Source organism: Erwinia sp. 9145 (genome assembly GCF_000745075.1).
Taxonomy (GTDB): Bacteria; Pseudomonadota; Gammaproteobacteria; order Enterobacterales; family Enterobacteriaceae; genus Erwinia; species Erwinia oleae.
Genome location: NZ_JQNE01000001.1, coordinates 2,711,385 through 2,736,844, shown reverse-complemented (window position 1 = coordinate 2,736,844; position 25,460 = coordinate 2,711,385). Strand labels below are relative to the sequence as shown.

Genomic DNA, 25,460 nt, shown 5'->3' with positions numbered 1-25,460 from the left:
TTTTTACATTAATTTTTGGATCTCTTTTAGATAAGAAAAAGAACCGCCTGAAAAAAGCAATAGGTTGATAAAAGTCAATTTATTATGTTGTTTTTAATTGAAATAGCGCACAGAATGCCATTTTTTTAGATCCTCCTTATTTGTCATATTTAGCACCAGGCGTCAAAAGTATCACAATGATAATTAATAATATTTTTAAAAACTTTAACAAAAGCATGTGGGGCTTACCCTTGCTGCTGCCTGTGATCCTGATGCCGTTAAGTACGCAGCTGTCGGTTCGGCTGTTCCTGCCGCAGGGCTACGTCTATCTGATCTATCTGCCGCTGGCGGTGATGGTCGCTATGCTGATGGTCTATGACTGGGCCGCGTTTCCGGGTATCGCGCTGTCGCTGATCGTCTACTATTTTCAGCGCTATCAGCATCAGTTATTGGCAGCCTGGGTGGTGACCGGCATTTTTTTGGCAACGTTAGTCATTTGCTGGACAGGCTATAAGCTCCATGCGCGTAAACGCTGGAGCGTCGATTTCAGCGAACTGCGACTGATGCCAATCAGGCTTTTCTGGCTGGCCTTTATGGTGCCCACGCTGTTTAGCGTGGGTATGCAACTGATGTTGGCTGTGGGTTTTGTGCCCGCTCAGCGCTCCATTTTTTCCCGGGAACTGTTTTCGCTCCATACGCTGCTTAATTATCAGTCTGTGCTGCTTTCCTGTATGGCGATGATGCCCATCAGCTATTTAGCGATTCGCTCACTGCGTAATCCGACGTTTATACGCCTGATTTACCGACGCGCCAGGCGCCAGGCGGCACACGAGGTAAAAAAGACTGAGTTCTTCACCTGGAGCAGTCTGTTAATTTTTTTAATGGCCATGCTGCTGATTTTCCAGAAAGGGAAGTACAACCTGCTCACCACCGATTATGGTCTGCCACTGCTGCTGCCGCTGATGCTGTGGTCTGCCGTGCGCTTTGGCTATATTTTTACTTCTTTAAGCTGGGCGGTGCTGCTGCTGGCGCTGTACCAGCTACGCGATCGTTTCCTTGGGGCGGCGACGGAGCCTTATCATCTGGCCGTGATGTCAGCGAATCTGCTGGTTTTCACGCTGACCATCCTGTTAATGGCTGCCATCACCACGCGACAGCGATTTGCGATGGAGAGGATCAAGCTGGCCGCGTTGAGTGACCCGATCGTCGGATTGCCGAATCTGCGCGCGCTGGTTGACGATCTGGCCGCTCAGCCACGCTCAACGCTCTGCTTTCTGCGCATCCCCGATCTGGACAAGTTAAGCCGCATTTACGGGCTGCAAATGCGAATTCAGTACAAGCGAAGCCTGGCGAATCATCTGATGTCGGAACTGCTCGCCGGCGAGTACGTTTATCAACTGCCGGGGTTCGATCTGGTCATGCGGCTCGACTATGTCAGCCATCTGGAACGCATTGAAAATATCGAAGCACGTCTGAAAGATTACCATCTGATGTGGGAAGGAATGCCCGTTTATACGGCCGTCGGCCTCAGCTACTGCACCGTGCGACCGCCGGTCACGCATCTGTACCAACTACTGGGTGAGATGAGCGCGCAGGCTGAGGTTTCACTGCGCAGCGGCGTGGCGGAAAATCTTCATCACAACAGAGGCAAGACAATCCAGCGCAGCCTGACAGAAAAAATCGCGCTGCTGGAAGATGTACAAGCGTTACTGGAAACGGGCGACATCACGCTGATAGCGCAAAAAATCTGCGGCATTCGCGGCGACGCGTATTACGCAATCTCTCTGCAAATGAGCGACAGAGACGGCGAACTTGTGCCGTTTGAGCGGTTTTCCGCCATCGTCAACGAGTTTGGCCTGGCCTGGGAAGTGGATCGGCTGGTGATTGTCAGAACGCTGGCGTTCGTTTGTGAGAATCGTGAGACCCTGCCCGCCGCAAGATTTGCCATCAGTCTGTTTACCACCAGCCTTGCGCGACCGCGTCTGGCGAAAGAGCTTGGTGAGTACCTCAGCCGTTATCATGTTGAGCCGTGGCAGATGATTCTTCAGGTGGATGAGTCATCGTTGCTGAGAGACTACAGCGGTGGAAATCGCTCTCTTGCGCAGCTTCGACAACTCGGACTTCGCGTCGCGATTAATGATTTCGGCAGCGCGTGGTCCAGCTATACGCGGCTGAAAGAGGTGCAGGCCGACATGCTGAAAATCGACAGACAATTTGTCGATAACATGCACAAAAGCAGCCTGGACTATCAGATTATTGAATCCATTTGCGCTGTAGCCAGACTCAAACGTATGCAGATTATTGCTGAGGGCGTTGAGTCCGAAGAAACGGCGCAGCTGCTGCGCCGACTTGGCGTGGATTTTCTTCAGGGAGAGTTCATCAGCCAGCCCTGTCATCTCGCTACGCTGCCCTTTGCCGATAATCAGGTAGCGGAGAGCATCACGCTTTAACCTGCGATTTTTGCGCCAGAAGCGTGGCAAAACGCAGCGAAATGCGTTTGCCATGCTCATCGGTACGGTGCAGTTCGCCCACGTTTTCGTTGTATTTAATGATGTGCCATTTACGGTAGTAAGCGCTCAGCTCGCCGGATTTAAACGCAAACGGAAAACCTGCATTGCACGGGTAATCTTCCGTATCCATGGCCGCCACAATCAGGTTGAAGCCGTTTTTCACCGTACTGGCCTGCATATCGGCGATCAGCTGCGGCACAGCCTCCGGCTGAAGAAACATCATAACCACGGTGGAGAGCACAAAATCGTATTCGCCGATAAAGCGCAGGGTGTTGAGATCCTTCTCCGCGGTTTGAATGCCCGTAAGACCTTCCTCATGAATAATCTGATTGAGCCGCGCCAGGCTGGCCGCGTTACGATCCCACGCGGTCACGTCAAAGCCCTTCAGATTGAGATAGAGCGCGTTACGGCCGTTGCCGCAGCCCAAATCCAGCGCGTGTCCCGGCGCGATTTTTTGTACCGCTTCCACTACCTCTGAATGGGTGGCGGTGAGCTGATACCGTTCGGTGTAATAATTATCGGGTCGTAAAATAGCCATTAATTTACTGCTTCTTCAATAGTGAGCTGCCAGCCGGTAACGTCTTTCCAGTAGATCTGTTCGCGCTCCAGATCGAGCTGCGCCAGCGTGTTCTGACTGAAATAGTCATGCGGAAACGTCAGCGTCCAGTGACCGTCGTCAGTGTCCAGTTTCAGCGTATCCGGTCTTGAGGTGGCCTGGCGCTGATTGTTCAGCAGCGCGCCAAGCCGCAATAAAAAAACCAGCGGCAGGAACTGCTTTTTCTTGAACAGCGTCAGGCGCGGCATCTCTTCCACCTTTACCGCCTTACGGTGAAAGCGTACCAGCGTGGCCAGCAGCGTTTGTTGATCCTGATTAAAACCGGGCAGGTTGGTGTTTTGCAGGATGTAGGAGGAGTGGCGTTGAAGCCCGCTGTGATTAATGCTCAGTCCCACTTCATGCAGCATGGCCGCCCATTTCAGCAGCGCGGCGAGCTGCGGATTGGCCTGTTTTTGGTTTTGTTCACGCCACTGCTCATAAAGCCGCTCGGTGGTCTCAAGCACGCGCTTTGCCTGATCGCTGTCGATGGCGTAGTGGTTCGCCAGGCTTTGCGCGGTACGGCTGCGAATATCCTGATGGCGAAAGCGTCCTTCCATTTCATACAGCACGCCTTCACGCAGCGCACCGTCCGACAGGCGCAGTTCGCGAATCGCAAGCGCATCGAACACGCCGCAAAGAATGGCCAGGCCGGGTACGAACACCGCTTTTCGCTCATCAGAAAGGCCGGGCAGCGTCAGCGCATCAAAGGATTTATAGCGAATCACCTCCTGATACAGCATCTCCAGGCGTTCCGGGTTGATGAACTTCTCTTTTTCGCCCATGGCCAGCAGCACTTCGCAGGCGGCCTTAATCGTACCGGACGCGCCCAGCGCGAACTGCCAGCCCGCCAGCCGATACTGCCATGCCAGCGTTTCCAGTTTTTGCACCGCCGCCAGACGCGCGCGGCGGAAATTTTCTGCGCTGATAACGCCGCCGGGAAAGTAGAGATTGGCAAAGCTGACGCAGCCCATCCGCCGACTTTCAACCAGCTTTGGCTCAAAGTCTTCGCCAATCACCAGCTCCGTTGAACCGCCGCCGATATCAATTACCAGCTTGCGGCCTTTCTCCGGCTGTGTGTGCTCAACGCCCATAAAAATCAGGCGGGCCTCTTCGTTACCGGAGATCACCTCAATCGGGTAGGGGATGACGTCGGCGGCGCGCTGGAGAAAATCCTCAGCGTTAATCGCCTGGCGCAGCGTGTGGGTGCCGACGATGGTCACGTTGGCCGGACTGAAGCCCTGAAGGCGTTCGGCAAACATCGCCAGACAGTTCAGCCCGCGCTGAATCGCCTCTTCGCTAAGGATATTATTGTGATCCAGCCCGTCGGCCAGATGTACGCGCTGTTTCAACCTGCCGAGCACCTGCATGGCGCCGTCCACCACGCGGGCAATCACCATATGGAAGCTGTTGGAGCCTAAATCAATGGCCGCAAACTCCTGGGGTTTCGGCGAACTCTTTTGGGATATTGGCATAATATTATTCAGGTTGTTCCAGCGTTTTAACGTAATCGTAGATAGCCATTTGGGCGCGCACCTTGCGGCGGTTGCCGCGCGGAACGTAACGATTGCTCAACTCTTTATCAATAAAGCGCGACTTGATCGTATCACTGAACAGGATCGCAATGATATCCAGCACCCGCTGTTTCAGAATCGGGTCGAGGATGGACACCGCCACTTCAATGCGGTAATCGATGTTGCGGGTCATCCAGTCGGCGGAAGAGAGGAAGACTTTTTTGTCGCCGCCGTTATCGAAAATGTAAACGCGGTCGTGTTCGAGATAGCGATCCACGATGCTGATCACCCGAATGTTGTCGCTGATGCCTTCAAGATTGGGGATCAGCGAACACATTCCGCGCACCAGCAAATTCACCTTCACGCCCACGCTTGACGCGGCATAAAGACGATCCACCAGGCCTTTATCCACCAGGTTATTGATCTTCAACGTAATGCCCGCCGGAATGCCCTGCTGCACGTTAGCGATCTCATTATCGATCAGTTGATAAAGCATCTGCCGCGAGTTTTGCGGCGACACCATCAGGTGCTCAAAAGAAACCGGGCGATACGGGTTTTCAATAAAGTTAAACACGCGCCGCACCTCGTTGGTGATGCGCGCGTCGGCGGTCAGCAGTGAATAGTCGGTATAGAGGCGGGCGGTTTTCTCATTGAAATTGCCGGTGCCAATGTGCGCATAGCGATTGATTTCACCGTTTTCACGACGTGAAATTAAGAACAGCTTGGCGTGGATCTTCAGGCCCGGCGCAGAGAAAATGACGTGCACGCCCGCTTCGGTCAGCCGCTTGGCCCAGTGAATATTTGCTTCTTCATCGAACCGGGCCTGAAGCTCGACCACCACCGTCACTTTTTTGCCATTATAGGCGGCGTGGATCATCGCATCGATAATGCGTGAGTTTTTCGCCACGCGGTAGATATTGATTTTTATCGCCAGTACGGCGGGATCGAATGACGCCTGACGCAGCAGTTCCAGCACGTGTTCAAAGGTGTGATAAGGATAGTAGAGCAGCACGTCGCGGTTGCGAATGGCGTCAAAGCCGTTGCGGAAGCGGTCAAACCAGATGTGGCGCAGCTGCGGCAGCGGTTTATTCACCAGGTTAGCTTTGCCGACGTTCGGAAAGGTGATGAAGTCTTTGAAATTGTGATAGCGGCCGCCTGAAACAATGGAATCATAGTTAGAAATGTTCAGCTTTTTACGCAACATTTCCACCATCGCATCCGGCATATCGCGCTGGTAAACAAAGCGCACCGGCTCGGCGGTCAGGCGCTGTTTCAGGCTGGACGACATCAGCTCAAGCAGGCTGGATTCCATCTCGGTCACCAGATCGTATTCCGCATCGCGGGTCATCTTCATTGAATAGGCATTCAACGCGTCGTAATCGAAGAAGCCGCGGAAAATGTCGCCGAGGCAGTAGCGAAGGATATTATCGAGCAGGATCATCGGTTTGCGGCGGCGCGGCGTTTCCGGCGGCAAATTGACGAAGCGCGGCACCTTATCGGACGGAATTTCCAGTAGCGCGTAGCTAATGGTATCAGCGCTGATAATTTCGACGGCAAGATAGGTGTAGTCATCCTTCAGGAATTCAATCAGGTCCGTGTCGTGATTCACTAAAATGGGCGTGACATGCTGGCGCAGGTGATGTTTGAAATAGTGTCGCAGCCAGCTTTGCTGATTGGGCGAGAGCTGTCGTTCGTTGATCAGGAAGATCTGATTACGCGCCATCTCCAGCAGCAGATCGTTATACAGCCCGTCGAACTCCTGGTCGGCCTTCAGCACCCGCGCCTGAATCTTTTTGAGCAAATGACGCGGTGGGTTAGGCGTACCCTGTTCTTCGCCAATCAGGATACGGCGTTTTAAATCGGCGAAGCGAACCTTATAAAACTCTTCCAGATTATTGGAATAAATGCCGAGAAAACGCATGCGTTCAATCAGCGGATTGGTTTTATCAGCGGCTTCCTGCAACACGCGTTCATTAAAGGATAACCAGCTCAACTCTTTTTCGATATACAGCTTTTCCTGACCCATTTTTACTCCATTCGCAGATGCAACGCGCTTAAGACCGCCCATTGTCTCGCTCAATTATGGCGAGAGTATGGCAACAATGTCCAATGGACATTATGGATTGTCTTATTAACCACATACGGGCAACATAGCGCCTAAAAGCGCACAGGAAAGCGACAATAAGCATGAACCCGACCCCCATTCCCGCTCAGTTTAACGATCGCCGCCGTCAATGGGCAGACCGTCTGACGCGCCGCTGCGTGATGGCCTGCGGGTTGCTGGTACTGGCGGTGATGCTGCTGCTGTTTGTCTGGCTGGTATGGGTGGTTGTGCCGCTGTTCTCCTCGACAACGCTTTACAGTCGCGGCGAAATCGCGCTCTGGCAGGCGCGGCCCGTTGTGGCGCTGGGCATGGATGCACAGCAGAAATGGGGGTGGCGCATTGATAATCAGGGGCAGGGGCGCTTTATCCCGCTGGATGCACAGCCGCCCGCGCCGCCGATCACGCTGCTGCCCGACGCACAACACGCCGTCACCACTGCCGATAACCTGAGCGTGCTGCTGCAAAATGCCCGCGGCATGGTGGTGGTGGAGCCTGATTTCCACGATCGCCAGCCTGGCTGGAAATTTCCGCTGGGCGACACACCGCTTACGCTGGCGCTGGCGTCGGATGCGCTGACCAGCGTGGCGCATCCAGAACCCGCGCGCTGGCTGGTGGCGCAGGCGGACAGCAAGCGCATGGTCATTCAGCAGTTTCAACCCAACCGTCCCGCAACCGTCTGGAGCGTGGACAGCGCCGACACCCGCCAGCTTTTACTGACGCCGGACGGACGACAGCTGTTTACGCTCTCCGGCAACATACTACGCGTCTGGCAAATCGGTACGTCGGGTATCCTGCTGCGCGAGGCGCATACGCTGTCGCCCGCGCCGCAGCATATCAGCCTGCTGAGCGGCGGCAGCTCCCTGCTGGTGACAGACGATAAGGGCGTGGCGCAGTGGTTTGATATCGCGGGCGAAAACGGGCCGCGCCTGCACAAAATTCGCTATTTTGACGGTAGCAAAGCGCAGCCGCTGCTGTTCAGCGAATCACAACGGCGCGTTTTCGCCACGCTCGGTCACAATGGCGAGCTTTCCCTGTTCGCCAGTAAACAGGCTGGCGTGATTTTCTCCCGCCAGCTGACGCCCGGTATTCTGAGCGCGGTTTTTGCCCCGCGCGGCGACGGCATGCTTATTGAGCGGCAGGGCCGCTGGCAGCATCTGACCCTGTCAAATCCCTGGCCGGATATCAGCCTGCGCAGCCTGTGGCAGAAAGTATGGTACGAACACTATCCCTCGCCGGATTACGTCTGGCAGTCCACCTCCGCTGATGATAACTATCAGGGCAAATACAGTCTTGTGCCGCTGGTCACCGGCACGCTGAAGGCGGCGGGGCTGGCGATGCTGTTTGCCACGCCGCTGGCGCTGGCGGCGGCCATGTACACCGCCTGGTTTATGGCGCCGGGGCTGCGTCGCTGGGTCAAACCCGCCATTGAGATGATGGGCGCGCTGCCGGGCGTGGTGATTGGCCTGGTGGCCGGCATCTGGCTGGCGCCGCAGTTGGCGAACAGGCTCTCCGGCGTTTTGCTGCTACCGCTGCTGCTGGCGGGCGTACTGTTGGCGTGCAGTTGGCTTTCGGTACGCCTGCCGCCGAGCTGGCGAGCGCGGTTTTGCGCGGAAGGCCGTGAAGTGTGGATATTGCTGCCGGTGCTGTTGGTTACCGCGCTGTTTTGTCTGATTGCCGTGCCGTGGCTGGAGCAGCAGCTGTTTGGCGCGAGCGTCATTGGCGGCGACTATCCGCAGCGCAACGTCCTGGTGGCTGGCGTGGCTATGGGATTTGCGCTGGTGCCGATCGTGTTCACCCTGGCGGAAGATGCCATTTTCAGCGTGCCGGCCTCGCTGGGGCAGGGTTCGCTGGCGCTTGGCGCGACGCAGTGGCAAACGCTGACGCGCGTGGTGCTGCCGGGCGCGGCGGCAGGGATCTTCGCCGCGCTGATGATTGGCTTTGGCCGCGCGATGGGCGAAACGATGATCGTGTTGATGGCAACCGGTAACACGCCGGTGACCGACGGCGGCATTCTCGAAGGCGTGCGCAGCCTCGCGGCGAACGTGGCGATAGAGATGCCGGAGGCGGCGGCGGGCGGCGCCCACTACCGGGTACTGTTTTTAAGCGCGCTGGTGCTGCTGGTGTTTACGCTGATTGTGAACACGCTGGCGGAGCTTGTCCGTCAGCGGTTGCGAAAGCGCTATGAGGTGCAGGGATGAGCGCGATGACGAATAACCATCGCTGGCGCTGGCTGACCGGCGGCGCGGTGGCCGTCTGCCTGCTGGCCTTTATGCTGCTGGTTTTTCTGCTTGGCTGGCAGGGGCTGCGCTACTTCTGGCCGCATCCCGTCACGCTTTTTACCGTGCAGCAGCCCGCCGGGATTGTACAGATGCTTGGCGAGATTGCGCAGCAGGAGCAAAACGATCATCAGGAAATCCGCTATCTGCTCAAAACCGGCAACCGCGATATCGACGGCGTCGACTTTCATAACGTGACCAGCAGCCAAATCCTGCGCCAGACGCAGCCTGCCGGCGCCATCGTATTGCAGCGTCGGACGGGCGGGATGGCTTACGGCTGGCTGGATGCGCTGTTGGAAAATGGTCAGCCGCTGGTGGCGACCGACATGATGGCAGAGCTTCAGCAGCGCATCAGAGAAACGCGTGAGCGGCAATCGCGCGCGGAGGCGATCCGGCGCGTTGGCATGGCGCAGGTGAATAACCAGCTTGAACAGCTTGCCGAGGCGCGTGAGCGGTTGGAAAAAGCGAATCAGTATACGGCTCAGGACGAGTCGATTCATCAGGCCGACAGCGCGGAGCTGAAGCGCCAGTTTTCCCGCAGCGCCGAACGGCTGGCGGAACTCAAGCGCGAAAGCGACAGTACCGTGCTGATCCTGCGCGATGCCGACGGTCAACAGCATCGTATTCCGCTAAGTCAAATTCTTGCGGCCTGGCATCCCAACGCGATGAGCTATGGCGAAAAGTGGCAGCACTTCGGGCAGCAGATTTGGCACTTCGTCAGCGACTCGCCCGGCGACAGTCTCGGCGACGGCGGCGTGTTTCCGGCGATTTTCGGCACCATATTGATGGTGCTGCTGATGTCGGTAATGGTAATGCCGCTTGGCGTGGTGGCCGCCATCTGGCTGCATGAATACGCCGGGAACGGCCTGATGACGCGGCTGGTGCGTATTGCCGTCGTCAATCTGGCCGGCGTGCCCTCGATTGTCTACGGCGTGTTTGGCCTCGGCTTTTTTGTCTGGCTGGTGGGCGGGAGTCTGGATCGGTTGTTCTTCTCCGCTACGTTGCCCGCGCCAACCTTCGGTACGCCGGGGCTGCTCTGGGCATCGTTGACGCTGGCGCTGTTGACATTGCCGGTGGTGATCGTCGCCACCGAAGAGGGATTGTCGCGTATTCCTGTTTCCCTGCGGCAGGGCTCGCTGGCGCTGGGCGCGACGCAGGCGGAGACGTTATGGAAAGTGACGCTGCCGCTGGCGGTGCCGGCTATGCTGACCGGCCTGATCCTCGCCGTGGCGCGCGCGGCGGGTGAAACGGCACCGCTGATGCTGGTGGGCGTGGTGAAAATGGTGCCGGAGCTGCCGGTGGACGCCGTGTTCCCGTGGCTGCATCTGGACCGTAAGTTTATGCATCTGGGTTTTCAGATCTACGATCTGGCTTTTCAAAGCCCCAACGCGCAGGCAGATCGCCCGCTGGTCTTCGCCACCGCGCTGTTGCTGGTGGTGATTATTCTTGCGCTGAATCTGCTGGCGATGGTGCTGCGCCACCGTCTGCGCGAACGTTACCGCACGCTGATGAACTGAAGGAGCGCCTGATTGAACGAACCGGACATTGCCCTGACGCTGGATAATCTGTCGCTGTGGTATGGCGATAAGCAGGCGCTGAGCGCCATCAGCTTGCAGATACCGAAGAACCGCATTACCGCACTGATCGGCCCCTCCGGCTGCGGGAAATCCACGCTTCTGCGCTGTTTTAACCGTATGAACGACGCTATTGTCGACTGCCGCGTTGAGGGGGATATCCTTCTCGAACAGCAGTCAATTATGGCAAACAACCTCGATCTTCCGGCACTGCGCCGCCGGATTGGCATGGTGTTTCAGCGGCCGAATCCGTTCCCGAAGACGATTTATGAGAACGTGGTCTACGGGCTACGCCTTCAGGGCGTGCGCGATCGCCGCGTGCTCGACGAGACGGTGGAGCGGGCGCTGCGCGCTGCCGCCCTGTGGCCGGAGGTAAAAGATAAGCTGTGGCAAAACGCGATGACGCTGTCGGCAGGGCAACAGCAGCGGCTGGTGATTGCGCGGGCTATTGCCATTGCGCCTGCGGTGCTGCTGCTTGACGAACCCACTTCGGCGCTTGATCCCATCACCACGCTGGTGATTGAGGAGCTGATGCAGACGCTGAAAGAGCAGTTCACGCTGATCCTGGTCACCCACAATATGCAGCAGGCCGCGCGCGTCTCGGATTATACCGTCTTTATGCATCAGGGAAGCGTGGTGGAAGCGGGCGAAACCGACGTGCTGTTCACCGCGCCCAGGCAGCGTCGGACGGAAGACTATATTTCCGGGCGCTACGGCTGAAAAAAAAGCGAATCAACGATTCGCTTTCAGTGCGTTCACTCCCACGCGTAGCCTTCCGGCGGCAGGCGCTTATCATCAAGCCAGGCGGCGTCGTTCCGCATCGCCAGGCGTCCTTCCGTAAACCAGCCCACCACCAGCGGATAGATGGCGTGCTCCTGATGCTGAACGCGTGCGTTCACTTCGTCTTCCGTATCATCCGGGTAGACCGGCACCTTCGCCTGAAGGATCACCGGGCCGCCATCAAGCTGGTCGGTGACAAAATGTACCGAGGTGCCGTGCTCATCATCGCCGTTGGCGATGGCCTGGCGATGAGTGTGCAGACCCGGATATTTCGGCAGCAGGGAAGGGTGGATGTTGAGCATGCGCCCGGCATAGCGCTGAACAAATGCCGGGCTGAGGATACGCATGTAGCCCGCCAGTACCACCAGATCGGGCGCGTAAGCGTCGATCTCCTGCATCAGCTGCCGGTCAAAGGCTTCGCGATCGGCGAACTCCGCAGCGGACAGCGCGTGCGCCGCAACGCCCGCCGCGCGCGCGCGCTCAAGCCCGAAGGCGTCGGCTTTGTTACTGAACACGGCGGCCACGCGGCCAGCCACCCGACCCTGCTGACACGCATCAAGAATAGCCTGAAGATTACTGCCCTGGCCCGAAATCAGCACAACCAGCCGCATCATGCGTTGATAACCACGCGCTCATCGGCATCAGAGGCCTTGATCACGCCGATTTTCCAGGCCTTTTCACCCGCCTGCGTCATCAGTGCGATTGCCTTATCCGCCTCGTCAGGGCTGAGGGCGATCAGCATGCCGACGCCGCAGTTAAAGGTGCGATACATCTCATGGCGGCTGACGTTGCCCGCCTGCTGCATCCAGCTAAACACTGCCGGCCACTGCCAGCTCGACTCTTCCAGCACTGCCTGGGTGTTGTCCGGCAGCACGCGTGGAATATTCTCCCAGAAGCCGCCGCCGGTCAGGTGAGCAATGGCGTGCACGTCCACCTGCTCGATCAGGCTGAGGATGTTTTTTACATAAATACGGGTAGGCTCCAGCAGGTGATCGGCCAGAGATTTACCGTCGAGCTGCGTGGTTTCAGGATCGGTGTTGCTGACTTCAAGAATTTTACGCACCAGCGAATAGCCATTAGAGTGCGGGCCGCTGGAGCCCAGCGCGATCAGCACATCGCCGTCCTGCACTTTGCTGCCGTCGATAATTTCTGACTTTTCCACCACGCCGACGCAAAAACCCGCCACGTCGTAGTCTTCGCCGTGATACATGCCGGGCATTTCCGCCGTTTCGCCGCCGACCAGCGCACAGCCGGACTGCGAACAGCCTTCGGCGATACCGGTAATCACGCTGGCAGCGGTATCAACATCCAGTTTGCCCGTGGCGTAGTAATCCAGGAAAAACAGCGGCTCGGCGCCCTGTACCACCAGGTCGTTGACGCACATGGCGACCAGATCGATCCCGATGGCGTCGTGACGTTTGAGATCCATCGCCAGGCGCAGTTTGGTGCCAACGCCGTCAGTGCCGGAGACCAGGATCGGTTCGCGGTATTTTTGCGGCAGCGCGCAAAGTGCGCCAAAACCGCCTAACCCTCCCATCACTTCCGGACGGCGCGTTTTTTTCACCACGCCTTTAATACGATCGACTAACGCATTGCCCGCATCGATATCTACGCCGGCGTCTTTATAGCTGAGAGAGGTGTTGTCGGTCACTGCGAAATCCCCGCGATGGTGGTAAAGAAATAAGGCGCGGCAATTCTACCAGCGCAGGCAAACGTTTGCGAGTGCCATCTGTCCTCCTGCGTTGGGCGATGAAAATTTCCTCATCACCGTGCGAAGTTTGGAAAAGATCGCGTATAACTTACATTAAGTCATAGGGCGCAGCGGAAAAATGGCGCTATAATCTCGCGATTTTTTTTGGCAGCCTATTACTCGGGGGAGTACAAAAAATGAAGATCGTGGAAGTCAAACACCCGCTGGTCAAACATAAACTGGGCCTGATGCGTGAACATGACGTCAGCACCAAGCGTTTCCGTGAACTTGCCTCCGAAGTGGGAAGCCTGCTGACCTATGAAGCCACTTCTGATTTAGCCACTGAAAAAGTCACCATCGAAGGCTGGAATGGCCCGGTGGAGATTGAGCAGATCAAAGGTAAAAAAATTACCGTGGTGCCGATTCTGCGCGCCGGTCTCGGCATGATGGAGGGCGTTCTGGAACACGTACCCAGCGCACGTATCAGCGTTGTGGGCGTTTATCGCGATGAAGAAACGCTGGAGCCGGTGCCCTATTTTCAGAAGCTGGTATCCAATATTGAAGAACGCATGGCGCTGGTGGTTGACCCGATGCTGGCAACCGGCGGCTCAATGATCGCCACCATCGACCTGCTGAAAAAGGCCGGTTGCGTCAGTATTAAAGTGCTGGTGCTGGTTGCGGCGCCGGAGGGCATCGCCGCGCTGGAGAAAGCGCACCCGGACGTGGAGCTGTATACCGCTTCGGTCGATAAAGGCCTCAACGAGAAAGGCTATATCATTCCCGGCCTGGGCGACGCGGGCGATAAGATTTTCGGGACGAAATAAAATAAAAGGAAGCCGACCGAAGAGTCGGCTTTTTAATGTTCAGGGTAAATCAATAAGGGGAATACGATGACGCGTCGCGCAATTGGCGTAAGCGAAAGACCACCGCTGCTGCAAACGATTCCGCTCAGCTTTCAACATCTTTTTGCGATGTTTGGCGCAACGGTGCTGGTGCCGATTTTATTTCATATCAACCCGGCCACGGTGCTGCTGTTTAACGGCATTGGCACACTGCTCTACCTCTTCATCTGTAAGGGAAAAATCCCGGCTTATCTGGGTTCGAGCTTCGCTTTTATTTCGCCGGTTTTGCTGCTGCTGCCGTTAGGCTATGAACTGGCGCTGGGCGGCTTTATTCTTTGCGGCGTGCTGTTTTGCGTGGTGGCGCTGATTGTGAAAAAGGCCGGTACGGGCTGGCTGGACGTGATGTTTCCCCCGGCGGCGATGGGCGCCATCGTTGCCGTCATCGGCCTTGAACTGGCGGGCGTGGCGGCCAATATGGCAGGGCTGCTGCCTGCTAACGGCGCGCCAGCGGATGGCAAAACCATTTTGATCTCAATGATAACGCTGGCGGTCACGGTTTTCGGCTCGGTGCTGTTTCGCGGTTTTCTGGCTATCATCCCAATCCTGATCGGCGTGCTGGCGGGCTATGCGCTTTCGTGGTTCATGGGCATGGTGAACTGGGCGCCGGTTACCGCCGCGCACTGGTTCGCGCTGCCCACCTTCTACACGCCGCGCTTTGAGTGGTTCGCCATGCTTACCGTGCTGCCCGCCGCGCTGGTGGTAATTGCGGAACACATCGGGCATCTGGTGGTTACCGCGAATATCGTCAAAAAAGATCTGCTGAAAGATCCGGGCCTGCATCGCTCCATGTTTGCCAACGGCATTTCAACGGTTTTTTCCGGTTTATTTGGCTCAACGCCTAACACAACCTACGGAGAGAATATCGGCGTGATGGCCATTACCCGCGTTTACAGCACCTGGGTGATTGGCGGCGCGGCGGTGCTGGCTATTCTGCTCTCCTGCGTGGGCAAGCTGGCGGCGGCGATCCAGGCGGTGCCGGTGCCGGTGATGGGCGGGGTTTCACTGCTGCTGTATGGCGTTATTGCCGCCTCGGGTATTCGCGTCCTGATTGAATCCAAAGTTGATTATAACAAGGCGCAAAACCTGATCCTGACCTCGGTGATCCTGATTATTGGCGTCAGTGGTGCCACCATACATATTGGTGCGGCCGAGCTGAAGGGCATGGCGCTGGCAACCGTTGTCGGTATTTCACTGAGCCTGATCTTCAAGGTTATCAGCCTGCTCAGGCCGGAAGAAACCGTGCTCGATCCTGACGATCGCGGCTGAATACACGTCGTTTAATCTCCCGGCAAAGGTGTGGTAAACTTTTGCCGGATTTTGCCCGATCGACACCGAGGTGCTTCTGAACACGCCGGCTCAGCTATCGCTGCCACTCTATTTACCCGATGACGAAACCTTCGCCAGTTTCTGGCCGGGAGAAAACCCATCCCTGCTTGCCGCGCTTCAGGGCGCGCTTCACCAGCAGCACGGCAGTTATCTTTATTTCTGGTCGCGAGAGGGCGGAGGGCGTAGCCATCTGCTTCATGCTGCCTGCGCCGAGCTGTCGGCGCGGGGTGAAGCGGTGGGCTATGTGCCGCTGGATAAGCGCACCTGGTTTGTGCCGGAAGTGCTCGACGGCATGGAGCAGCTGGCGCTGGTCTGCATTGATAATATTGAATGCATTGCCGGTGACGATCCCTGGGAAATGGCGATTTTCGACCTCTACAATCGCATTCTTGAAAGTGGACGTACGCGGTTGCTGATCACCGGCGATCGTCCGCCGCGCCAGCTGAATCTTACATTAGCGGATCTCGCCTCGCGGCTCGACTGGGGACAGATTTATCGTCTTCATCCGCTCTCTGACGACGACAAAGTGCAGGCGCTTCAGCTACGTGCGAAGCTGCGCGGTTTTGAGTTGCCGGAAGACGTGGGCCGCTTTCTGCTGAAAAGAGTGGACCGCGAGATGCGTCAGCTTTTCGCCACGCTCGATCAATTGGATCGCGCCTCGATTAGCGCACAGCGCAAGCTGACTATTCCCTTCGTCAAAGAGGCGCTGGCGCTCTAGCGTTTGGTGGCGCTTGTGCAACGTGACGGGAAGTAAATCACGCCTTCTACTGACGTTTATGAGCGCTGATACGGGCGGAAGCGTTTTTGCAGATCCCGTAGCTGATCGATACGCGCATCGTAGCGCGCCTGTTTCAGGCTGCCCAACGGCACGGCGGCGCTCGCCTCGCTCAGGCTACGGATCGCCTGATCCAACTTCCCGCTCAGCGCCAGGCTTTCCGCTCTGGCCGCCTGCTCTTCGTCGCCAAGACCCTGATCGTGCGACGCCTGCGCCAGCAGATCCCAGCCGTTAGGATCGTCCTTGTGCGCCCAGGTGTAGCGATAAAGTATCTTGCTGGCGCTGGCAGGCTGTTTTGCTTCCACCATGGCGTTTGCCAGGTTTAGCTGTACCACCGGATTTGAACCGCCCGCCGCCTGCAACAGCGTAATGGCTTCACGCGGCTGCTTCAGGCCGATGCAGATATCGGTCATCAGATCCAGATACCAGACGTTGCCAGGCTGTTTTGCCAGCAGCGGGGCGATAATTCTTTTTGCTTCGTCAAAGCGTTTGGCCTGTAAAAACTGCACGGCCTTGCCGTAGCGCGCCGCCGTCTGCTCGCGGCTGTTGCCTTTACTCAGCGTATCTAGCAGATCGTCGCTAAGTTGATTTCTGCCGGAGGCGTACATGCCGAGAATGCGCACCTTCGCCATGTAAAAATCCTGAGAGGACTGCACGACGATGGGCGGCATCTGATTGGCGCGGTTGCGCGCATCGGAAAGCCGACTGTCCGGCAGCGGGTGGGTAAGCAGCATTTCAGGTGGCTTCGAGGAGAAGCGCGACTGATCCGCCAGCTTCTGAAGGAAATTCGGCATCGCTTCCGGGTCGAAACCAGCGCGTTGCAGTACCTGAATGCCGATGCGGTCCGCCTCCTGCTCATTCTGCTGCGTAAAGCTGATGATCCCCTGCTGTGTACCGGCTATCGTGCCGCTCAGCGCGGCCATGCCGGCCTGCGGGCTGGCCATTGCCAGCAGGATTGAACCCAGCGCGCCAACCCAGGTCAGCGGCGCATTGCGCTGTTGAGCCTCCATTGCGCGCGCCAGATGGCGCTGGGTGACGTGAGAGATTTCATGCGCCATTACCGATGCCAGCTGGCTTTCGTTTTCGGTATAGCGGAACAGGGCGGAATGCAGCACCACGTTGCCGCCGAAAAAGGCGAAGGCGTTGATTTCATCATTACTGATGAGGAAAAAGTGAAACGGCGTCTTCACCGACCAGGCATGGGCGACAAGGCGCTGGCCGAGCTGGTTAACGTAATCATTCAGCAAAGGATCGTTGATGAGCGGCGCGCTGCCGCGTAGTTGGCGAACGTAAAAATCGCCCATCGCCAGTTCCTGATTAACCGATAACGTATTGCCTGCCGTCGTGCCGATATCCGGCAGATTATCGCTCAGGTCGGCAGAAACCGGCAGCGAGGCGGTCAGCAGAGAAAGGATCAGTGAGGCGATGGCGCCTTTTTTTAATGGATTAAGCATCGGGGATCCCACGGTGAGCAACTCCTCTTTTGACCCGGAACCGGCCATAACGTTCTGCGTTTTAACCGCGTCGATCGGTTGACGCGCCTTATCTTAACCGCGGGCAATCACCAGGGGAAAGAGGGTGAAGAGCGATATTGCCGTGCTGACGCGATTTACGCTAAAAAAACTGAACGTTTTGCGGGGCCACAAAAAGGGCGCCCGTTAGCATATACGTGGGGTAAAGCACCGGTTGACGGGCATTCTGGAAAAAATAAAAACCGGATAAGCGACAGATTTTTTTAAAGTTTAGTAAATTTATTCAATTAAATTGATTCTGGCATGTTTTTTGATTAAGCATTGTCTGAAAAGCCGTATTGACCCCGGATGAAGTACTGCTGCGAAGGGTAAATTACATCAGGCAGGTTTATCAGTTTTGCCAATGTTCCAGGGCCGGGTATGAATATAATAATTTCTGCTGTGCAGGCCGTTTACCCGTTATTTCTTAACGCAAATTTCTCTTCTGACCCCTTCCGATTTTTTTTAAATGGCACTGACCAAAAAATATCTTTTGAATCAGCATTCAGGGCAGCTACATATTAATTGTGATCAATAATTTCGTTATGAAATTAACGAAGCGACTGACGCAAAATAGAGGCGAAACAACCGCGCGTTGCTGTGATATAGATCCTCTCCTCGCCGCTTCGTGTGGCCAATCCTTTATCAGCTTACCGTTTGGAGAGTGTTATATGCGTCCCGTTGTCACCTATGTTCTTATCGCAGTCGTAGCCGGTTTTATCGGCGCAAGCTTTACTCAGGCACCAGAAGTCGTCGCAAAAATCAGCAACCATTTAGGCAGCCAGCCTGAAGAAGAACCTAAGGAATTCTGGACCACGCCAGCGATCGAAGGCTATGGTAAAGCGCATTACGAAGCGGATGCCGCTTACAAACCGGCGGTGGGCGACAGCAACAAGATTGTTTTTCAGGTGACCCGTGCAGAAAACAGTCCGAAAGATCCCAACCTGGGTCTGGAGCGTGTTGCGCGCGTGGTTAACCTCTATGTGGCATCCGGCGTGCCGGTGGACCAGCTCAAGTTCGTGGTTTCAGTGACCGCAGACGGTACGCCTGCCATGCTCAATAACGTGCAGTACAAACGCATTTACGGTATCGATAATCCCAATCTTAAGCTGATTGGCGAACTGCGTGAGAAAGGTGTGGACGTATCGGTCTGCGACCAGTCCGTTGCTTTTCACCATTTTCAGCATGACTGGATTGATAAATCCGTCACGCATGCGCTCTCCAGCCCGACGACTGTTGCAACGCTTGAAAATAAAGGTTACGCCTTCCTCGCGATGTAATGCTTTTCTGCTTCTTGCAATAAATTCTTCGGCCCGCCTTTGCGGGCCGAATTATTAGCGATCAAAACAGGGCCGAATATTCCCAAAATTATCGAGACGTGTACAATCGGGAGGTGTTTTACCAGGGCATGACATTGTAAAGTAAACGCGCATAAACAATAGCAAGGCGCTGAATGATGATAATTCAAAATAAGGTAAGTCTATGTTAAGGCGTAAACGCCTGAAAATGGACTTGCGCACGCTTATAACGCTGTTAGCCATTGCCAGCATTGTGATTACGCTGGCCAATTCGCTGTATGCAAGCTGGCGGGTACAGCGCGACGTGCTGATTGCCAATACGCTTGAGTCCAATCGCGTCTATGCCACCAAGCTGGCCTCCACCACCGAAATGTTTTTTCAGCTCGCCCAGTCTCAGTTGGGCTATAGCGCAAAAATGCTGAGCGGCGAGATGGATAATGAACAGGCGCTTCAGGCCGAGGTGGATCGCCTGCGTCTGCAAACCAACAGTTTCAATTCAGTGGTGGTGGCCGATGCGAGCGGCTGGGTCCGGGCGATCTCTCCTGAATCGCTGAGGCTGAAAGGTATCCAGTTAAGTACGCCCATGTCCGAACAGGCATTGTCACAGCGTAAACCGCTTATCAGCCGCCCCAATATCTCAGCGGCAAGAAATCTGGTGGTGCTCGTTTCCACGCCCGTCTGGTCAAAAACCGGCAGCTATCTGGGGTTCGTTGGCGGCACGATCTATTTAAAGAAAAAAAGTATCGTCAATGAAATGCTCGGCGAGCAGTTCTATCGCGATGGTTCGTCGCTTTATGTGGTCGATGATAACGATCGCGTCCTCTACCATCAGAACGGCAAGCTGATCGGCGAAAAGCTTCCGTCGATAATTGGCGATCGTATCGCCCCTGGCGATCTCAACGGTTCGCGTGAGATTGATCAGGCAGACGGCGAATCGACGCTGGTCGGTTATGCCACGGTGCCGACGCCGGGTTGGACTATCGTTGCAATCAAGCCGACGCAGACCACGCTGGCGCCGCTCAGCAGCCTGCTGTTGAAGGTGCTCCAACATTCGATTCCCTTTGCGCTGCTGACGCTGCTGTGCGCATGGATTCTGGCGCGACTGATTGCGCTGCCGCTGTGGCAGCTGGCACGCAAAGCCAGCAACATGGATGCGCCCGGCGTCTCGAAAGAAATTAACGGCATTCGCGCCTGGTACTATGAGGCGTCACAAATTAAGCGCGCGATGCTAACCGGCATCGGCATGCTTCAGGACAAAATTGGCCGCCTGAAATTTGAAGTACAAACCGACCCGATGACCTCGCTGCTGAACCGGCGCGGGCTGAATATGGTGCTGGAGTACTTTAACGCCACGCGGCAGCCTTTTGCAGTGCTGGCGCTGGATATCGACCATTTCAAACGGGTCAACGACACCTGGGGCCATGATATCGGCGACAGCGTGATCAAAAGCGTGGCGCAGCAGCTTGCAAAAAGTTCGCGTCAGACTGACGTCGTATGCCGTAACGGCGGCGAAGAGTTTTTAATCATTTTACCCGGCGCCGATCGCGCCAGAGCGGTGGACATCGCCGAGCGCGTGCGGGAAAACATAGCGCAGTTAACGCTCGAAACCATCGGGCATATTTCCATTTCAATTGGCGTGGCGTTCTGGTCAGCGGATGAGATGCCGCTGGAGCGCGCCTTTAAACTGGCTGATGATGCCCTTTATCAGGCCAAAAATGCCGGTCGCAACTGCGTGGTGACCAGCCAGCCAGAAGCGCGTTTAGCGGTTCAGCATTAATCAGCGAGCCGCCTGATCAAAACAGGCGGCGCCAAGCGGAATAAAGCGCGATTCAGTGACGATAAATTTTTTATTATTACCCTTGAGCAACGGTGAGCGAAAAGTTTCTCCCGGACGCAGGTAGACGCTTTTAGCGAGTTGATCGCTGCCGCTACAGCCATTTTTCACCATCAGCCTGAACCAGGTATTGCCGCTGTTGAGCAACGTTCCTTCGCTGACGGAGTAGGTCCAGTTAAGGCGCATCTGGCGCGGGCGAACAACCAGAATCGCTTCCAGCGCCACCACCGGTTCCAGCGTTGCGCCACGGGTAACCTGTTCAGTCATCAGTACGCCGAGCGGTATTTCGCGGAAAGTCACGCGATAGTAGCGCTCTTTATCATCCTGCGGGCCGGAGTAAATAAACCTCACGTTATCACTTCGTCCCGCTTCCAGCGTCAGCCGGCGCGGCGTATACATTATCTCGCCATCGACAGGCCGGACTTTAACTTCATTATTACCCGGCCTGTCAATGCCGGTAACGGAAATGGCATAAACGCGCGAGGCGTGATTATTATTATGTACCTGTTTGCTGATGAATTTTTTTTCAGGCGGCATGGAAAAAGTCAGCGTGCCGATATCAATCGCGATGGCCTCCGCCGGGAGCCAGAGAAACAGCAGTGTCGCGCTGAGCCTTCTCATCATTCTATATTCCGCCAGGTGGCTGAAACGCGAATTTCTCCCGATGCAGAAACAATCCCTTCCCAAAATTCGAGCTCTGTAGTGCGTTGTGAAACGCTATTATCCATTGGAAATTGCAGCTTCAGCCTGGTTTTATTCATCACACCCGTGTCGCCGCTGACGTCATCCCAGGGGATTTGCGACCACAGCGCATGAGTAATATCGAACCATTTTTCGGTGCAGTTGTGCGCCAGCCGTTCAACGGCACCGTCGGAACGGGTAAAGATCAGGAAGCCGGGGAAAGGTACGCGGAAGGTATTGTCCCTGGCGCTGAGCAGGCAGTAATCGCTGTTGAGAACCCGTCCGGTAGGCCCGGTGACCTGCACGGAAACCTTGTCCGCCTCCGTTCTGCCGCTAGTGGTGAGGATGTAGCCAAACTCAAGCGGCGGCTCACCTGATTCCACGCGGCCATCTTTATGAGGAGAGATGGCGAACGCATCGGAAATAATGCTGATGCCAAAGTTTCTCGGTTTAATAAGGATCTTATTCGATGGTCGAAACTCATAAAAACCTGATTCAGGCGTCAGGCTGTTAGTGATATTTATTTTAAGAAACTGGCTGCTGTCCATATAGTTCAGACCACTTGCGGCCAGCTCTTTAAAAAAGGCGTTTGAGAAAAAAATATAAAGCGCTTTACTGCCTGATGACGCCAGCTTCGAAAAGCTGAAATCGCCGTTGAGGTTCGTCCAGTTGTTGCCGTCGAAGCTAAGTCGCAGTGCAGCGTTATTGGGGGTGAAACTTAATCCTTCTGCGGAGAGGCTAAACGCAATAGAACTGCTGCTGCTGCCGTTTGCCATAGTGAGGGACAGATCCAGCATTTTGCATACCACGCCGTCGCGCGTTGAGGCCGTGCCGCCCGACTGTCGGTACTTAAAACACTCCACGCCGCCCTCGCCGATAGTCGGGTTACCCTCAGAGTCGATAAACACTTCTGAAAGCGAATTGGTCGGCTTAAGAATCAGGTGCGCGCTTTTCGTGTGTTGTACCTTTTGCTGATACCAGGAGCCCCGCGTGGCGTCTTTGCATCTGCCGCCGTTATGAACGTCGTAATCCTCTTCCGTCCAGCAGTTGTTGATAATCATTTCGAACGTGTCCCCGGTGGGCAAAACGCGCAGGAATTGATAAAAAGCCATGCTTATCAATCCGTGATTCCACCGCGTACCACTGGACGGGGTTCTGGCTTTGTAAAAACCGTCATTATCGACCAACGCCGCAGGAATTACGCCGCTGTCAGGCGGACATCCTGCATAATCGATCAGGCAGCGCAGCCCGGTAATGGCGCGGTTGACCGGTGGTTGCTCGAACCAGATATCAACGTTTCGGTTGTTGGGGATCGTGTAGTGCGTATAGCTGTTGATGTAGCCAAGGCTCCGCTGTTTGTTAACAATTGAACCACTCTGCCATTTCGACATTGTCCAACTGCTTGAGCCGGTCATGCGAGGGTCAAGGCTTTTCATCGGTGTAATGAAGTAGTCGTCGTCGAGGTTATTTTCGACAAATAAAAATGAATTTGAATGGGTGGCTGCGGTAATAACCGGTGTCAATGACCATACGGGCGATACCATGCACAATGACAGCAACATGGTGAAAACGATCAAACCCAACCGTCTAATATTAGCTTGCCTTATTTTCACAAATAATTTCCCCAATCCACTTAACGCCCTGTGCGCCTGATAAATCTAATGTCGATTCGCAAAGCCGTTCTGAAGCATCTGAAATAAAAATTGACGGGTGAAGTTTGTCCACATCAATACTGAACTCGCCCTGTTCATCGGTGACGGTTTTGCCGATGTGATTATGGACAGACGTGTTGGCAAGCAACTGCCCCTGTGCCGAACGCAGCCGACCGAATACCGTCACGCGCTGTTTAACCTCTGGGGTCATCACCACTACGTTGCCGGGATAGAGCGTAAAACTCTGCTGGCGACCCTTCAGGATGTCATAACTTGCCATTGAGTTGCGATCGTTCATCAACTCAACCTGATAATGCTGATAGGGCGACAGCGGAATGTAATTATTAATGCCGTCGATTTTGAAACGTTGTCCGTTGACGCGTGCGGTTAATGAACCGTCCGTTAGAGCTGTTTCGACAATAACGCCGGAACCGCTCCCGCTGTTGGCGCCGCTCATGGCAAAATTTTTGCCGCTGAACGCCGTTTCGCCGTGGGCCACAAGGTTAGTATTAACATAACCTCGCGCCGAACTATTCACGTTCAGCGAGCCGCTGGCCTGTTTCGCCTGAAAGTTGGCATAGGCGCTGCCGCTCAGCGTTTTATCGAGGCCGGTATCACCGCCGATCGCTCTGGCAATATTGACACCCGTTGCGTTAATAATGCCTTCTTTATGCGTCTGGCTGGCGCTGACATTGGCCGTTGTATAGCCGTTTTGATGCGACATGCCCAAGCCAAGGGCTTTACCGAGCGGCATTGAGAAATCAAAGGCAAGGTATTTCCCGCTACTGTCACTGTTTTGGTAACGGTAGTGTTGCATTCCCATACGCATTGAAAGGTTGCCATACCGGCCTGAGAAAAGAGACTGGCTATAGTCCAGATTATGCCAGGCATTGTTATGCTTTCGGTCGCGGTGATAACTGACGTTAACAACGCCTGCTTTCGGCAGCAGCCTGCGCAGATTCAGCGTGCCGCCTACGGCGAACTCATTACTGGCATCAAATGATAACGATTTGCCCTGCGTGCTTTTTTCATGGCTGGCCCAAACGCTGAACTGGCTGTTAATGGACACATTACCGCTAAGCATGGCGCGCGTTGAGCGGTCAGTTGCGCTCAGCGTTTGCATGGTAATGCTGGCGTTTTCATACAGCGGCATCGTAAGGGTGCTTTCCGCTACGCCGACGTTTGCAAACCCCCAGGCGCTGAACGTCCAGTCAATAACCTGCCACAGCGACAATTGCGATGAGGCGGAAGCACCGGCTATCCATGTCTTGTCGTCGGTTTTGCTGCTGCTGTCCTGCCAGCCTTCACGCTTTAGCAGCCCGCCCCAGGTTTGCCACAGTAGTTTAGGTGTGCCGATCCCGCGACGTAGAAAATGTTTCTTGAGCTGCTGCCTGGTGGTGGAAACCCGTTTGCCGTCAACGATGATCTCAACATCAACGGCATAGTCGCCCCACGGCAGAGCACGGGTATCCACCTCAAAACTGCCCATCGGGAAATTCTGGATTGAGAGGAGTTTTCCGTCGCGTTTAATATGCACTTCGCCGGCAGCGGGCAGGAAAACCTCAATCGGTATCAGGGATTGTCCTTCAATCCTGTTACGCGACGCGGCGTGATTACCCATTGAGATACCAAGAACCTTACCGCCGTTGATGCCCGACACGTTGCCCAGCGACTGGAGATCCCAGCTATCGGCCATGCCGGTTGCGAAGCGATAGCCACCCACGTCGCGTTCATAGATGGCGCGAGAAAGGAAGGCGTCGTAATTTTTATCATCCGTGCCGTAGACCGAACCATTCACATTAAAATGATCTTCGCCCTTACTTAGCAGGCTGTTGAGTGAAAGGTAGCCATTGGTATTTGATTGCTGATGGCTGTGCCATGAATTGTACAGGCCCGTGTCCCAGGCGATTGTACCGGTAAAATCTTGCACGGTAGCAGCATTAAGCAGAGTGTGACGCGGGCGCTCCCGCCTGCTCAAGGCATTTTTTTGAACAATAAGCCGTATCGTCAGACTTTTCAGATCGAGATGAAGCGTTGCGCCCGGGGCGACGGCAATATTGAGGTCGTTGTTAAATTCAACGCTCTTCAGCGCGGCAAGCTGCGTGGTGATCTCCTCTGTCAGCTTTGCACCCTGCGGATTCTCAATGGTTTCTACCTGTGCAATGCGAAACTGAGCGTTATGAAGCACCAACATGACGTTGGCGACTTTCTGATTATTCTCTGTTTGATTGCCTTCAAGAGACAGCATCACCGGGATCGCCACCCCTTCCTGTAAAGCCTGTCGGAACGCACCGGGAATAAGAATGTTTTTAATACGTACCGGATCGATCGCAGCGTTATTTGCCGCTGTATTACCCTTAAGGGGAATACAGGCAGACAAGCTCACCATCACTAAGTGGAAATAAGAGACATTAAACTGATTCCTGAGCATGCCCGCATTCCCTTAGCAAGTGATGACTTAG

Annotated in this window: 18 protein-coding genes; 9 read left to right on the top strand and 9 right to left on the bottom strand. The window is 55.3% G+C overall.

From position 1 onward, the window contains the following. The first annotated feature begins 176 nt into the window (after nt 1-176). Nucleotides 177-2,429 (top strand): EAL domain-containing protein, encoded by a 2,253-nt coding sequence (locus FA91_RS13070; RefSeq protein ID WP_051937164.1) that lies wholly within the window; start codon nt 177-179, stop codon nt 2,427-2,429. Here the strand turns inward: FA91_RS13070 and tehB are convergent. The 3 genes from tehB to ppk1 are packed head-to-tail and all read right to left on the bottom strand — an operon-like array spanning nt 2,419 to nt 6,621. After that, on the bottom strand, nt 2,419-3,027 hold the full coding sequence (tehB, locus tag FA91_RS13065) for a tellurite resistance methyltransferase TehB (RefSeq protein WP_034916351.1): 609 nt from the start codon (nt 3,025-3,027) through the stop codon (nt 2,419-2,421). The two genes, FA91_RS13070 and tehB, sit on opposite strands and share 11 nt — an antisense overlap. After that, the gene (gene ppx, locus FA91_RS13060) at nt 3,027-4,556 is read right to left on the bottom strand and encodes an exopolyphosphatase (RefSeq protein WP_034916349.1); all 1,530 of its coding nucleotides are present in this window, start codon (nt 4,554-4,556) and stop codon (nt 3,027-3,029) included. The genes tehB and ppx overlap by 1 nt, the downstream gene beginning before the upstream one ends. 4 nt (nt 4,557-4,560) lie before the next feature. Next, nucleotides 4,561-6,621 (bottom strand): polyphosphate kinase 1, encoded by a 2,061-nt coding sequence (ppk1, locus tag FA91_RS13055; RefSeq protein ID WP_034916347.1) that lies wholly within the window; start codon nt 6,619-6,621, stop codon nt 4,561-4,563. A gap of 161 nt (nt 6,622-6,782) precedes the next feature. Here ppk1 and FA91_RS13050 point away from each other — a divergent pair, with 161 nt between their 5' ends. The 3 genes from FA91_RS13050 to pstB are packed head-to-tail and all read left to right on the top strand — an operon-like array spanning nt 6,783 to nt 11,269. Beyond that, complete coding sequence (locus tag FA91_RS13050; RefSeq protein ID WP_034916345.1) at nt 6,783-8,897, top strand: ABC transporter permease subunit; 2,115 nt, start codon at nt 6,783-6,785, stop codon at nt 8,895-8,897. Further along, nucleotides 8,894-10,492, top strand: a complete 1,599-nt coding sequence (gene pstA / locus FA91_RS13045; protein ID WP_034916343.1) for a phosphate ABC transporter permease PstA — start codon at nt 8,894-8,896, stop codon at nt 10,490-10,492. Before FA91_RS13050 ends, pstA begins: the two co-directional genes overlap by 4 nt. A 12-nt stretch (nt 10,493-10,504) precedes the next feature. Continuing rightward, nucleotides 10,505-11,269: a phosphate ABC transporter ATP-binding protein PstB gene (gene pstB / locus FA91_RS13040; protein ID WP_034916341.1), complete on the top strand. Its 765-nt coding sequence runs from the start codon at nt 10,505-10,507 to the stop codon at nt 11,267-11,269. Nucleotides 11,270-11,304: 35 nt separating this feature from the next. Here pstB and purN read toward each other — a convergent pair whose 3' ends face one another. Both purN and purM read right to left on the bottom strand, forming a co-directional pair. Then, a complete protein-coding gene (gene purN, locus FA91_RS13035) occupies nt 11,305-11,943 on the bottom strand; it encodes a phosphoribosylglycinamide formyltransferase (protein WP_034916340.1) in 639 nt (212 codons plus the stop codon). Beyond that, nucleotides 11,940-12,980, bottom strand: coding sequence for a phosphoribosylformylglycinamidine cyclo-ligase (purM, locus tag FA91_RS13030; RefSeq protein WP_034916339.1), 1,041 nt, complete (start codon nt 12,978-12,980; stop codon nt 11,940-11,942). Before purM ends, purN begins: the two co-directional genes overlap by 4 nt. Nucleotides 12,981-13,216: 236 nt before the next feature. Here purM and upp point away from each other — a divergent pair, with 236 nt between their 5' ends. From upp to hda, 3 genes are all read left to right on the top strand, one after another. Continuing rightward, nucleotides 13,217-13,843, top strand: coding sequence for a uracil phosphoribosyltransferase (upp, locus tag FA91_RS13025; protein ID WP_034916338.1), 627 nt, complete (start codon nt 13,217-13,219; stop codon nt 13,841-13,843). A 66-nt stretch (nt 13,844-13,909) separates the two neighbouring features. Beyond that, entirely contained in the window at nt 13,910-15,187 is a 1,278-nt protein-coding gene (uraA, locus tag FA91_RS13020; protein WP_034916336.1) for a uracil permease, read from the top strand. A 70-nt stretch (nt 15,188-15,257) separates the two neighbouring features. Next, a complete protein-coding gene (gene hda, locus FA91_RS13015; RefSeq protein WP_034916335.1) occupies nt 15,258-15,965 on the top strand; it encodes a DnaA inactivator Hda in 708 nt (235 codons plus the stop codon). A 56-nt stretch (nt 15,966-16,021) separates the two neighbouring features. On the opposite strand, the gene FA91_RS13010 is transcribed toward hda, so the two are convergent. Next, complete coding sequence (locus FA91_RS13010; protein WP_034916333.1) at nt 16,022-17,476, bottom strand: M48 family metallopeptidase; 1,455 nt, start codon at nt 17,474-17,476, stop codon at nt 16,022-16,024. Between the two features lie 728 nt (nt 17,477-18,204). Between FA91_RS13010 and FA91_RS13005 the strand changes: the two genes are divergently transcribed. Together FA91_RS13005 and FA91_RS13000 are read left to right on the top strand one after the other, a co-directional pair. Further along, nucleotides 18,205-18,813 (top strand): DsrE family protein, encoded by a 609-nt coding sequence (locus FA91_RS13005; RefSeq protein WP_034916331.1) that lies wholly within the window; start codon nt 18,205-18,207, stop codon nt 18,811-18,813. Nucleotides 18,814-19,015: 202 nt separating this feature from the next. Then, entirely contained in the window at nt 19,016-20,608 is a 1,593-nt protein-coding gene (locus FA91_RS13000) for a sensor domain-containing diguanylate cyclase (RefSeq protein ID WP_034916330.1), read from the top strand. On the opposite strand, the gene FA91_RS12995 is transcribed toward FA91_RS13000, so the two are convergent. The 3 genes from FA91_RS12995 to FA91_RS12985 form a co-directional block, all read right to left on the bottom strand. After that, nucleotides 20,609-21,289 carry a fimbria/pilus periplasmic chaperone gene (locus tag FA91_RS12995; RefSeq protein WP_051937162.1) on the bottom strand — a complete coding sequence of 227 codons (681 nt, stop codon included), beginning with the start codon at nt 21,287-21,289 and terminating at the stop codon, nt 20,609-20,611. It abuts the gene before it with no gap. After that, complete coding sequence (locus FA91_RS12990) at nt 21,286-22,737, bottom strand: hypothetical protein (RefSeq protein ID WP_051937160.1); 1,452 nt, start codon at nt 22,735-22,737, stop codon at nt 21,286-21,288. The genes FA91_RS12995 and FA91_RS12990 overlap by 4 nt, the downstream gene beginning before the upstream one ends. A gap of 202 nt (nt 22,738-22,939) precedes the next feature. Beyond that, nucleotides 22,940-25,429, bottom strand: coding sequence for a CS1-pili formation C-terminal domain-containing protein (locus FA91_RS12985; RefSeq protein ID WP_082212589.1), 2,490 nt, complete (start codon nt 25,427-25,429; stop codon nt 22,940-22,942). Between the last annotated feature and the right edge of the window lie 31 nt (nt 25,430-25,460).

Coding starts and splice junctions, on each gene's coding strand:
- FA91_RS13010 (WP_034916333.1), bottom strand. CDS start 17,476: ATGCTTAATCCATTAAAAAAAGGCGCCATCGCCTCACTGATCCTTTCT.
- uraA (WP_034916336.1), top strand. CDS start 13,910: ATGACGCGTCGCGCAATTGGCGTAAGCGAAAGACCACCGCTGCTGCAA.
- FA91_RS13000 (WP_034916330.1), top strand. CDS start 19,016: ATGTTAAGGCGTAAACGCCTGAAAATGGACTTGCGCACGCTTATAACG.
- ppx (WP_034916349.1), bottom strand. CDS start 4,556: ATGCCAATATCCCAAAAGAGTTCGCCGAAACCCCAGGAGTTTGCGGCC.
- FA91_RS12985 (WP_082212589.1), bottom strand. CDS start 25,429: ATGCTCAGGAATCAGTTTAATGTCTCTTATTTCCACTTAGTGATGGTG.
- FA91_RS13070 (WP_051937164.1), top strand. CDS start 177: ATGATAATTAATAATATTTTTAAAAACTTTAACAAAAGCATGTGGGGC.
- ppk1 (WP_034916347.1), bottom strand. CDS start 6,621: ATGGGTCAGGAAAAGCTGTATATCGAAAAAGAGTTGAGCTGGTTATCC.
- FA91_RS12995 (WP_051937162.1), bottom strand. CDS start 21,289: ATGATGAGAAGGCTCAGCGCGACACTGCTGTTTCTCTGGCTCCCGGCG.
- FA91_RS12990 (WP_051937160.1), bottom strand. CDS start 22,737: ATGTCGAAATGGCAGAGTGGTTCAATTGTTAACAAACAGCGGAGCCTT.
- purN (WP_034916340.1), bottom strand. CDS start 11,943: ATGATGCGGCTGGTTGTGCTGATTTCGGGCCAGGGCAGTAATCTTCAG.
- FA91_RS13005 (WP_034916331.1), top strand. CDS start 18,205: ATGCGTCCCGTTGTCACCTATGTTCTTATCGCAGTCGTAGCCGGTTTT.
- tehB (WP_034916351.1), bottom strand. CDS start 3,027: ATGGCTATTTTACGACCCGATAATTATTACACCGAACGGTATCAGCTC.
- upp (WP_034916338.1), top strand. CDS start 13,217: ATGAAGATCGTGGAAGTCAAACACCCGCTGGTCAAACATAAACTGGGC.
- pstA (WP_034916343.1), top strand. CDS start 8,894: ATGAGCGCGATGACGAATAACCATCGCTGGCGCTGGCTGACCGGCGGC.
- FA91_RS13050 (WP_034916345.1), top strand. CDS start 6,783: ATGAACCCGACCCCCATTCCCGCTCAGTTTAACGATCGCCGCCGTCAA.